The following is an 11,496-nucleotide window of genomic DNA, read 5'->3' on the forward strand; positions in this document are numbered from 1 at the left end:
ACTTTATCCCTCTTTTTCTAATTGATTAAATTTAGCTAAGAAACCTGGGAAGGAAACATTGACTGCATCAAATTGATCAATCGTTAATGTATCACTAGTTAGTAAAGAAGTTACAGCAAGCATCATACCAATGCGGTGATCAGTAAAGCTATCCACTGTGGCAGTTTGTTCCAATCTTGATGGATGGATAATCATGCCGTCACTTGTTGGTTGTAAGGTGAAACCTAATAAATTCAACATGTTTGCCGTAGTGTCAATACGATTGGTTTCTTTGACCTTTAATTCTTCCGCCTCTTTTATAATACTTGTTCCATTTGCTTGAGTACAAAGTAAGGCGATAACTGGTAATTCATCAATCGCTCTTGGTACCAATTCACCTTCAATATGAATAGGTTTCATATTTGGTGTATATTGTACGCGTATTGAAGCGGTAGGTTCTGAACCATTAGTTTGATTGAATAAAGTTATATTTCCATCCATTTGTGTCACGATATCTATGATACCTGAACGTGTTGGATTTATGCCAACATTGTGAATTGTAATATCACTTCCTGGAGTTATCAACCCTGCAACAATGAAATATGCAGCTGAGGAAATGTCCCCAGGTACATGAAAATCAGTGGCAGTAATATGTTCAATACTATTTTCAGGTAATTGAATCATTTTATCATTGTAAGTAATCGGAATTTGATAATGTTCAAACATTGTTTCTGTATGATTGCGCGTTATACCTATTTCAGAAATCGTTGTTTTTTCGTTTGCAAACAAGCTTGCAAATAATATTGCACTTTTAACTTGAGCACTTGCGACTTCCATTTGGTATGATATGCCTTTAATTTGAGCAGGTTTGATGATTAAAGGCGTAAAGTTATGATTCACACCTGAAATATCTGCATTCATTAACGTTAGAGGTTTCATAATTCGATCCATCGGTCTTTTACCAATAGAAGCATCACCAGAAAGGACTGCTTCAATGCCTAGTCCGCATAATAATCCAGCAACTAAACGTGTCGTCGTTCCAGAATTGCCAGTATAGAGTACTTGATGTGGTGTTTGGAAAAATTTATATCCAGGTGAGTTTATTTCAATTTTATCTTCTAAAATTTCTATTTCGACACCAAGTAGACGGAAAATTTCTACTGTACGAATACAATCTTCACCAAGTAAGGGTTTATATATCGTTGACCTACCTGATGCTAATGAGCTTAAAATAATCGCTCTATGAGTCATTGACTTATCTCCTGGAACTTCTATTTCTCCAATCAGAGGACCATTTATATCAATTGTTTTACTATTAACCAATTATGCCACCTACTTTTTAAAATATGTTTGTAATGTCGTGAAACTCTCTACTAAAGTGGATTTATCGACATGTTTAACCACGGGATTTCCTATACCTTCTAATAAAACCATCTGTACGCCTTGTTGGTCATTCTTCTTATCTCTTAACATTAATTCATAAAGTGAATCGAATTTGAAGGTATTGATGATATTTAATGGATAATCTAGAGAACTTAAATAATTGACGTAATGTAAAATATCAAATTTTTGGTTTAAAATATGGTTCGATACGATGAATTGAAAAAGAATGCCAATCATCACGGCATGACCGTGTGGTATTTTAAATGTGTATTCAACGGCATGACCAAAAGTATGTCCTAAATTTAAAAATTTACGAACGTTTGATTCTTTTTCATCTTTTACAATAATATTTAACTTTGTCTCTATGCCTTTATAAATATAATATTCCATTTCATCTAAAGACGCTAACGTTGTCTTATCATAAAAATGTGATTCAATATTACGTACTGCATCGGCATCAGTTAACAATGCATGCTTATATACTTCAGCGTAACCACTCAATATTTCTGTATAAGGAAGCGTTGAGAGAAAATTCAAATCATAGATAACCGCAGTTGGTCTATAAAATGCACCAATTAAATTTTTACCGTGTTTTGAATTGATTCCCACTTTACCACCAACACTAGAATCATGTGCTAATATCGTCGTAGGTACTTGGATAAAATCAACGCCTCTCAATAGGGTAGCAGCTAAAAATCCAGCGAAATCACCGGTAGCGCCACCACCTACTGCAATGATGCAAGTATTTCTAGTCAAATTTTTGCTCAATAATGTTTCTATAGTCTCTGCATAATAATCTAAAGATTTTGTAGACTCACCTGACGGTACAACCAACATGTGAGCATCGTATTCAGATGTAATAAATTCTAATGTATCATCCCATTTTTGAGCAATTGTATTATCTACGACTAGTACAATATCTTTGTAATTTTCAATGTAATGACGTAAATGTTTTAGCGCGTTATGTTCTATGATAATAGGATAATTATTAGTCTCATACGTAGTTTGTAATTTCATCGATATCACCTGGCTAATCTTATAATTTAGTATTCAATATTCAACAAGCGGCGTTCTTCAATTTGTGATTTTAATTGCTCGATATGATTACATTGGAATTCTTCTAATAATGCTTTTGCAAGTTCAAAAGCAACGACATTTTCTACTACAACACTTGCAGCTGGAACGGCACAACTATCAGAGCGTTCAACAGAAGCTTTAAAAGATTCTTTAGTATTAATATCTACTGAATTTAGTGGTTTGTATAATGTTGGAATTGGTTTCATAACACCGTTGACAACAATAGGCATTCCGTTAGACATACCACCTTCAAATCCACCTAAATGATTTGATCCTCTGTAATAACCATTGTTTGTATCATAAAGTATTTCATCTTGTATTTCACTGCCAGGTTTTTCGGCTGCTTTAAATCCTTCTCCAAAACTGACACCTTTAAAAGCATTAATACTTACAACCCCTTGAGCAATTCTACCATCTAATTTACGGTCATAATGTACATAACTGCCGATACCAATTGGTACTCCTTCAATAATAGTTTGTACAACACCGCCAATAGTATCTCCTGCCTTTTTGGCGTCATCAATTTTATCTCTCATTTGTTGCGCAATATCATCATTAATCACACGGACATCATTTTTATCTATATTAGATTTGATTGTTTCAAGGTCATAAGCTAAATCATCTTTAATACCACCAATTTCCATAACTCTACTATAAAAATGAATATCGAGTTGCTTTAGTAATATTTTCGATACAGCACCTACAGCCACTCGCGCAGCAGTTTCTCTAGCAGAAGAACGCTCTAATACATTTCTTAAGTCTCGATGATTATATTTCATACCGCCGATTAAATCGGCATGACCTGGACGTGGTTTTGTAATTACGCGCTTCATGTTTTCTTGATCTTCATCGCTAATAGGATCAGCGCCCATGATTTTTCTCCAATGTTTAAAATCATCATTTGTGACAATAAGCGTGATTGGACTACCAAGCGTATATCCGTTACGTACCCCAGATACAATTTCAACACTGTCTTTTTCAATTTGCATGCGTCTGCCTCTACCGTATCCACCTTGACGTTTAAACATTTCTTCATTTATATCGGCAGCATGAATTTCTAAATTTGCTGGCACACCTTCAATAATTACTGTTAGTTGTGGACCATGTGATTCTCCTGAAGTTAAATATCTCATTATTTACCCACTCCGTTCTTTAGTACTTTAAATGATTATATGTTCCTTATCTTATCATATTCAATTGTTCAAATTAACAGAAAAATTTCAAATAACTAAACTTTATAAGATTTCCTTACATACAACTATAACATCTGTTTAAAATTCAGTAATAACTTAAGATATTAAACGACTTCACTTTAGAATGCAATTGCAGCTTTTATACATAAAAAACACCTTCGCATAAATTCATTTTATTATGAATTTAACGAAAGTGTTTTGATTTTACGGATACGACCATGAATCGTATTTTTACTATCATTTTTTATCTTTATTGTTGAGCGTATTAAATAATTAAGTTAATAACGCATATCATCTTACATGTAATGGTGTATCGATTCAACGATGATTATTCGTATAACCATGCTTCACGTGATTCTGTAAAATCACTTAATTCTTCTTCATTAAACCAAAGATTGATTTCTTTATTAGCAGATTCAACTGAATCTGAACCATGAATAATGTTTCTACCTACAGTTAAACCAAAGTCTCCTCTGATTGTACCAGGTGTAGCTTCTGATGGATTTGTTGATCCAATAATGTGACGCGCAATATGTACTGCATCTTCACCTTCTACAACCATTGCAAATACAGGTGCAGAAGTAATAAAGTCGATTAAATTGCCATAGAATGGTTTATCCGTATGTTCAGCATAATGTTCTTCTGCAAGCGATTTAGGTACTGTCATTAGTTTAGCACCTACAAGTTTTAGTCCTTTACGTTCAATACGTGAAACGATTTCACCTATCAAATTACGTTGAACCGCGTCCGGTTTAATCATTAAAAATGTTCTTTCCATTGTGTGTTTATCCCCCTGTTAGTGATGTAAGTTTTATAAAAATACAAAACAAAATATTATAATGTCTTGAAGCACATTATAATATTAACAGTTAATTTAAGCGCTTTCAATGCTTTTCACACAATTATACGTTTCTTTTCCCTACTTTTTTAATAATTTTTTTAAATATTGGTTTAGCATCATCTTTTTCTAATTGATCAATAAGATGAAGCGCTTTGTCTAAGTATCTATCGCTAATTGCTTGTGATTGTTTTATGACATCAGAATGTTTAACGGTTTGTATACATTTATCAAATAAGGATTGATCACTGTTTGGGCCAAGTTGTTCTATTTGTGATTTAAACTCAGGATTTTTACGCATTTCTAACAATACTGGTAACGTTAAATGACCGTTCATTAAATCACTGCCCACTGGTTTTCCTAATTTCTTTTCAGTACTAGTAAAATCTAGAATATCGTCAACGATTTGAAAACTCATACCAATATAATGACCAATCATTTTCAAATTACGAACCGTTTTGGTATCAGCATGTGAAGCAATTGCTCCAACTTCCGTTGATAATTGTATAAGCAATGCAGTTTTACGTTTGATTCTTCTTAAATAATTAGTAATTGTTTGATGTGCATTGAATTGATCTTGAAACTGGTACAATTCACCCATGCATACTTCGACAATTGCACTAGATATCACTTTATGTACTCGGTTATCCTCAATATTTGAAATATGTTCTAAACCGACAGCTAATAGAAAATTACCTGTGAGAATTGCAGTGTCTTGATCCCATTTTTTGGCAATCGTTAAACTACCGCGACGTTTATCACTTTTATCAATAACATCATCATGTACTAAAGTAGCCATATGGATTAATTCGAGTGCTACAGCAACACGATAGACATCTTCATTAATTTCTTCGCCAAATTGACTACTTAATATTACAAAGGCAGGTCTTACACGTTTTCCGCCTGATGAAAATAAATGATAAGAAGCATCTTCTAAGATTTGATCCTTACTTATTAATGCTTCTTCCAATCGCTGTTCAATTATTTTAATTTCATTGTTCATATTTAACTTTGACACAGTCATCACCTTTGGTTGTTTCATTTTTATTTATAGCCTAGGTGCATCGCTGCAACGCCACCAGTGAAGCTACGTACCTTAATATTACTAAATCCTGCTTGTGAAAATAAACGTTTTAATTTTTCTTTGTCTGGAAAATCAAAAGTAGATTGCTGTAACCATTCATATTCATCTTTCGATTTCGCAAATATTTTACCAAATATAGGCATTATAAATTTAAAGTATAATTTATAACATTGTTTAAATATTGGAGCTGTTGGTTGACTTGTTTCTAAGCAAACAACCATTCCACCAGGCTTTAAAACTCGATTTAGTTCTTTAAGCGTTGCAAGGTAATCAGGTACATTACGTAAACCAAAGCCAATTGTGACATAATCAAATTCATTATCCTCGAATGGTAAATGCATTGCATCACCATGAATGAGTTGGATATTTTGCATGTCCGCTGTTTTCTTTTTACCTACTTCAAGCATGTTTTCACTAAAATCTACACCTAATACTTCACCAGAAGGACCGACTGCTTTGCTTAAAGAAATGGTCCAGTCTGCCGTTCCGCAACAAACATCTAATGCTTTGCTACCATCTTTAACATTCATTTCTTTCATTACGCGTTTTCTCCATGTCTTGTGTTGTTCAAAGCTGATGATGTTGTTTAGGCGATCATATTTTCCAGAAATATTTTGAAAAACGTTATGTACTTGTTCTTTTTTTGCTTTATTATCTGCCATCATTGATTACCTCTTTTTTAATTAATTTCTAATTTAATTTCTTCTAAAAATGTATTTAGTTCATCTTTCGAATATTTTTTTAAATACGAAGGATGATTTTCTAATAAGTTTGCTAATAATTTTTGATTGATATCTGTTGTTTCCATGTTTGGTACGTATCGATTGATAGTAATAAGTGGAAATTTATTTTCGATTTTTAAAATAAAATGACCGATTTCTTCTTTGGGAATCACTCCGTTATGGATGGAGGATTTCATTTCATTAATTTCAACAATCGCTGAACTAATTTGCTTTTGAAAAATTGGATCATGTAACTTCGCTAATAATGTATAAAAGTGAGCGCTTAGTAAATCACCAATCAAAATGGCTTTCTTAGAGGATAAATTTTTGGAAACCTCATCTAAATGACGCATCGCAGTATCTATAGTGAGGCAAGCTAATTTAGCATCTTCAGGTATATCATAAGAATCAAGGATTTTTGCTAATACTTCATTTATATAAATAGCGTCATAATGATGTATACCTTTCAAGCGTTGGGTAATTTGTTTTTCAAAAATACTTAATGTCGTTTCCATGTTCACACCTCACGTTATTATCAATATACATATTAACATTATATAGGGAAAATTAAAATCAACGGTTTTCAAAGTGATAAATATATACGTTTTATGTATTTTGTGAATAGTAAAAATTATAAAAATAAATGAATTATGTTTGTTTATTATCTTTGTAAAAACTAAATTGATGTTTGATCACTTTAAAAATCTCTTAATATCATATCATCATATCGAATGATACCATATTAAGAGACTTAGTTTGCAATTTTGCAATCTATTTTTATTTGTATTTAAAAGTTTTTACCAAAAGAAAAAAGCCCCTGTAACAAGGGCTTCACTTTTAAGTAAAGAATTATTTAACTGCATCTTTTAAAGCTTTACCAGCTTTGAATGCTGGAACTTTGCTTGCAGGGATATCAATTTCTTTACCAGTTTGTGGATTACGTCCTTTACGAGCAGCACGTTCACGTACTTCGAAATTACCGAATCCAATTAATTGTACTTTTTCACCTTTAGAAAGTGATGTTTGAATTGATTCGAATACTGCATCTACAGCTAAACCAGCTTCTTTTTTAGTTAAATCAGCTTGTTCTGCAACAGCATTGATTAAATCTGTTTTGTTCATTATGAATTCACCTCCCCTAGGGTTTATAATGATAACTTAATATCATTATGGTATGACTTTAACACAACGAATACTGCAACTGCAATGATTTATGTGTAAAAAACGTTGAATTAATAGGATTTTAATATCAAATTGTTATATATTTGCAAAAAAGTGTAATAGTTCTATCTTATTCGGCCTTTTTGCCCCGTCCCATTAAGTCTTTGACGCTTTCATCAACAGGTTGATTTTCAAACAAAACTCTATATAATGCAGTTGTAATTGGCATATCAATATGATGTTCTTTAGCTAAATTATAAACTGATTTTGTAGTATATACACCTTCAACCACCATATTCATTTCTTCTAATGCTTTTTCTAGTGATTTACCTTCACCTAATTTATACCCTAATGTATAATTTCTAGAATGAGTAGATGTGCACGTTACAATTAAATCGCCAATACCACCTAAACCTAAAAATGTCAGTGGATCTGCGCCTAATTTTTCACCAAGTCGACTTATTTCAGCTAAACCTCTAGTCATTAATGCCGCTTTGGCATTGTCTCCGAAGCCCATGCCTGAAATTACACCGCTTGCAACAGCTATAATATTTTTTAATGCGCCACCCAATTCTACGCCTACTAAATCATCATTCGTATAAACTCTTAAATAATCATTCATAAATAAATCTTGAGCTAGTTTACTCACTTCTGGTGATTTAGAAGAAGCAGCCACTGTAGTTGGTTGTTTGATAACAACCTCTTCAGCATGGCTTGGACCTGATAGTACACCAATACCTGCATTATGTTCAGAGCTAATTGAGTCTTCTAACATTTCAGAGACGCGTTTATAAGTATCGTTTTCTATTCCTTTAGCAACATGGATAAAAGTTTTTTTCGATGTTAAGTGTGAATCAATTTCACTTGCAACTTCCCTCATCGCTTTTGTAGGTAAAGCCATGAGATATACATCTGAATGCGCTATTGCTTTATGAATATCTGTAGTTGCATTAATTGATAATTCAAGTTGTGCATTTTTAAGATATTTAGTGTTTGTATGAAATTCATTTATTTCATTAACAGTCGTTTCATTTTTTCCCCACATTAATACTTGATGCCCGTTTTCAGCTAAGACATTTGCTAATGCCGTACCGAAACTCCCAGTACCAAAGACAGCTATATTAGACATGTAACCCCTCCATTTATTAATTTCTTCTTCTAGTTATGATGTGTACAGGCGTACCTTCAAATCCAAAGGCAGCTCTGATTTGATTTTCAAGATAACGTTTATAAGAAAAATGCATTAATTCTACGTCATTTACAAACACAACAAATGTTGGAGGTTCTATTGCAACTTGTGTAGCATAAAATACGTTTAATCGACGACCCTTATCTGTTGGTGTAGGATTCATAGAAATTGCATCTGTAATCACTTCATTTAATGTTGAACTTTGAACACGTTTTTTATGGTTTTCACTAGCTTCTAAAATATACGGGAATAGCGTAGATAATCTTTTTTGTTCTTTTGCTGAAACAAATGCGATTTGTGCGTAATCTAAAAATTGAAATTCTTTGCGTACTTCGTCCTTGAATTTCTTCATAGTATTTGTTTCTTTATCTACAGCATCCCATTTATTGACAACGATAACAATCGCTTTTCCTTCTTCGTGCGCATAGCCAGCAACACGCTTGTCTTGTTCTATGATACCTTGTTCAGCATCGATAACTACTAAAACAACGTTTGATCGCTCTATCGCTTTAAGTGCACGTAAAACTGAGTACTTTTCTGTATTTTCATATACTTTACCTTTTTTACGCATACCAGCAGTATCTATGAGCACATAATCTTGATCGTCATAGCTATATTCAGTATCAACAGCGTCTCGAGTTGTTCCAGCAACATTGGATACTATGACTCGATTTTCACCTAAAATCGCGTTAACTAAGCTCGACTTACCTACGTTAGGGCGACCAATAATTGATAAACGAATTGTATCCTCGTCATATGGATCGGGCTCTTCTTCTTTGAAATTTTTAACTACTTCATCTAATAAATCACCTAATCCTAAACCATGTGAACCAGAAATTGGATACGGATCTCCGAAACCTAGTGAATAAAAATCATAAATTTCATTTCGCATTTCAGGATTATCAACTTTATTCACTGCCAATACAACGGGCTTTTTAGATTTGTATAGCATTTGAGCTACCATTTCATCACTTTGTGTTAAACCTTCTCTAACATTTACCATAAAAATAATGACATCAGCTTCATCTATGGCAATTTCTGCTTGCGCTCTAATCTGTGTTTGGAATGGTGCATCACCTATTTCAATACCTCCAGTATCAATGATATTGAAATCATGAGTTAACCATTCGCCTGATGAATAAATTCTGTCACGAGTCACACCTGGTGTATCTTCAACAATTGAGACACGTTCACCTACGACTCTGTTAAAAATTGTAGACTTTCCAACATTGGGTCTTCCTACAATAGCAACTATAGGTTTAGTCATAACTAACTTCCTCTCTTTTTTAATCTCTATAATTCTATCATACGGGGTAAGTATTTCAAAAGAAATTATTAATGAATCAATTTAAATGACTTTCATGAAATACAATTAATTTATTGATTGATATGTATACTAAAAAAATAAATCTTGCCCTAACGTAAAAATAGGACAAGATTTATTTTTAGTCTTATGATAATTATTAAAACTTAATATCTTTAAGTTTATCTCCGAAAACATCACCTAGTGTTGGATTGTCTTCGTCTTCATTATTATCTAAATATGATTGTGTTGTTTCACTATCACTTTCAACAACATTTTCGTCAGGTAATGTTGCTTTAATAGAAAGTGAAATACGTTCATTGTCAATATCGACACTGAGTATTTTAACACTGACAACTTGTCCTGGTTCTAATACTTCACCAGGTGTACCGATGTGAGAATGACTGATTTCTGAAATATGAACTAAACCTTGCACACCAGGTTTGATTTCAACAAAGGCTCCAAAGCTTGTAAGTCTGACAACTTTACCTTCGATTTCTTCACCTTCATTGACTTCTCCTCTTAACGATTCAAACGGGCTTGGTAACGTATCTTTAATTGATAATGAAATACGTTCAGAATCTTTATCAACAGATTTTACTTTCACTTTGACTTGCTCACCAATTGAAACAACATCTTCTGGTGATTTAACATGCTCATGTGATAGTTCGGAAACATGTACAAGTCCATCTACACCACCAATATCGATAAACGCACCAAAGTTTGTTAAGCGTGCAACTTTACCTTCTATGACATCGCCTTCATTAAGATTATTGAGTAAGTCATCTTTTTTCTCAGCATTTTCTAATGCTTCTACAGCTTTACGACTAAGAATGACGCGATTATTTGCTGGATCTAGTTCTTCAACTTTTAATTTTAGAACTTGTCCTTCAAAATGAGAGAAATCTTCGATGAAATCAGTTGAAATTAATGAAGCTGGTACAAATCCTCTTTGACCAACATCTACTACTAAACCACCTTTTACAACTTCAGTGACTTTAGCCTCGATGATTTCATCATTATCTAATTTTTCTTGTAAAAATTCATATGATTTTTCAGTTTCTAATTGACGTTTTGATAAGATATAAGCACCTGTCTCATTTTCTTCGTCATATTCCACTTTTGTGACATATGCACCGATTTCGTCACCAACTTTAACAGCATCACTAGGATTATCAATATGATGTGTTGAAAGTTGACTTATAGGGATAATCCCGTTAAATTTACCTCCGTTAACATGTACAATTACTTGTTTATCTTCAATTTCTTGAATTTCACCAGTAACTCTATCCCCTTCTTTAATTTCGTTAATCATTGATTCATTGAATTCTTCAGTCATCTTGTCTGCCTCCTTATTACACTACATATTTATAACATCTTATAATTTGACAGAATTGTCAAGAAATTCCACTTTATAGTGAATACTCTCGTTCTATACATTTAAAAATATTAATTGATACTTAACATGTAGATAATAGTTTTAATATCAATAGCAATTTACATTGACTTATATGTAGTACCAGTTTTAAAAACCTACTACAATAATATCTGTCTCTTATACACATCT

At 32.8% G+C, this 11,496-nt stretch carries 11 protein-coding genes; all 11 read right to left on the reverse strand.

Annotated features, from left to right (window positions below; genetic code table 11):
- Positions 1–3: 3 nt before the first annotated feature.
- Positions 4–1,302: a 3-phosphoshikimate 1-carboxyvinyltransferase gene (gene aroA, locus CD150_RS07720; protein ID WP_046208231.1), complete on the reverse strand. Its 1,299-nt coding sequence runs from the start codon at positions 1,300–1,302 to the stop codon at positions 4–6.
- A gap of 9 nt (positions 1,303–1,311) precedes the next feature.
- Positions 1,312–2,379, reverse strand: coding sequence for a 3-dehydroquinate synthase (gene aroB, locus CD150_RS07725; RefSeq protein ID WP_070038214.1), 1,068 nt, complete (start codon positions 2,377–2,379; stop codon positions 1,312–1,314).
- A gap of 26 nt (positions 2,380–2,405) precedes the next feature.
- The gene (aroC, locus tag CD150_RS07730) at positions 2,406–3,572 is read right to left on the reverse strand and encodes a chorismate synthase (RefSeq protein ID WP_046208229.1); all 1,167 of its coding nucleotides are present in this window, start codon (positions 3,570–3,572) and stop codon (positions 2,406–2,408) included.
- Between the two features lie 388 nt (positions 3,573–3,960).
- A complete protein-coding gene (gene ndk, locus CD150_RS07735) occupies positions 3,961–4,410 on the reverse strand; it encodes a nucleoside-diphosphate kinase (protein WP_046208228.1) in 450 nt (149 codons plus the stop codon).
- Positions 4,411–4,534: 124 nt separating this feature from the next.
- On the reverse strand, positions 4,535–5,488 hold the full coding sequence (locus CD150_RS07740; RefSeq protein WP_169926885.1) for a polyprenyl synthetase family protein: 954 nt from the start codon (positions 5,486–5,488) through the stop codon (positions 4,535–4,537).
- A gap of 26 nt (positions 5,489–5,514) precedes the next feature.
- Positions 5,515–6,216 (reverse strand): demethylmenaquinone methyltransferase, encoded by a 702-nt coding sequence (locus CD150_RS07745; protein ID WP_073343660.1) that lies wholly within the window; start codon positions 6,214–6,216, stop codon positions 5,515–5,517.
- 17 nt (positions 6,217–6,233) lie between these two features.
- The gene (locus CD150_RS07750) at positions 6,234–6,791 is read right to left on the reverse strand and encodes a heptaprenyl pyrophosphate synthase subunit A (protein WP_073342038.1); all 558 of its coding nucleotides are present in this window, start codon (positions 6,789–6,791) and stop codon (positions 6,234–6,236) included.
- Positions 6,792–7,125: 334 nt separating this feature from the next.
- Positions 7,126–7,398, reverse strand: coding sequence for a non-specific DNA-binding protein Hbs (hbs, locus tag CD150_RS07755; RefSeq protein WP_019468914.1), 273 nt, complete (start codon positions 7,396–7,398; stop codon positions 7,126–7,128).
- Positions 7,399–7,567: 169 nt separating this feature from the next.
- Complete coding sequence (locus tag CD150_RS07760; RefSeq protein ID WP_070038220.1) at positions 7,568–8,566, reverse strand: NAD(P)H-dependent glycerol-3-phosphate dehydrogenase; 999 nt, start codon at positions 8,564–8,566, stop codon at positions 7,568–7,570.
- Positions 8,567–8,582: 16 nt separating this feature from the next.
- Positions 8,583–9,893 (reverse strand): ribosome biogenesis GTPase Der, encoded by a 1,311-nt coding sequence (gene der / locus CD150_RS07765; RefSeq protein WP_046208224.1) that lies wholly within the window; start codon positions 9,891–9,893, stop codon positions 8,583–8,585.
- 196 nt (positions 9,894–10,089) lie between these two features.
- Positions 10,090–11,268 (reverse strand): 30S ribosomal protein S1, encoded by a 1,179-nt coding sequence (gene rpsA / locus CD150_RS07770; RefSeq protein WP_073342036.1) that lies wholly within the window; start codon positions 11,266–11,268, stop codon positions 10,090–10,092.
- Positions 11,269–11,496: the final 228 nt, after the last annotated feature.

Source organism: Staphylococcus ureilyticus (genome assembly GCF_002902235.1).
Taxonomy (GTDB): Bacteria; Bacillota; Bacilli; order Staphylococcales; family Staphylococcaceae; genus Staphylococcus; species Staphylococcus ureilyticus.